The sequence below is a fragment of the Pseudomonas sp. 18058 genome (assembly GCF_902706155.1).
Classification (GTDB): Bacteria; Pseudomonadota; Gammaproteobacteria; order Pseudomonadales; family Pseudomonadaceae; genus Aquipseudomonas; species Aquipseudomonas rustica.
The window spans coordinates 1-244 of the sequence record NZ_CACSJY010000175.1 but is presented as its reverse complement, the minus strand read 5'-3'; the positions used below and the strand labels follow the sequence as shown (position 1 = coordinate 244).

At 59.4% G+C, this 244-nt stretch carries 1 protein-coding gene; it reads right to left on the bottom strand.

The window, feature by feature from the left end:
• Window positions 1-109 precede the first annotated feature (109 nt).
• A partial coding sequence (locus GVL50_RS29530) for a hypothetical protein (protein ID WP_371926056.1) occupies window positions 110-244 on the bottom strand: 135 nt, incomplete at its 5' end.

Sequence of the window (244 nt, the reverse complement as noted above, 5' to 3'; positions counted from 1 at the left end):
GCCATGCAGAGGCTTGGGCGCTTTCCCGGAATGCTTAGGGCAGTACAGCACCAAAATCGGGCGATGCGGGGAAATGGTTAGGCGAAGTTGCGCCTAAATGTGGCGAAGATCAAAAGATCGCAGCCTGTTGGTTGCGGGCAAATGCCGCCGCCTTGGCCTGCTCTCGCTTGTCCCAAGGATTACCACCGTCACTGGCACGCGGCGGCAGACCGGTGTGCTGGGTGAGGATCTTGGTGGTCTTCTC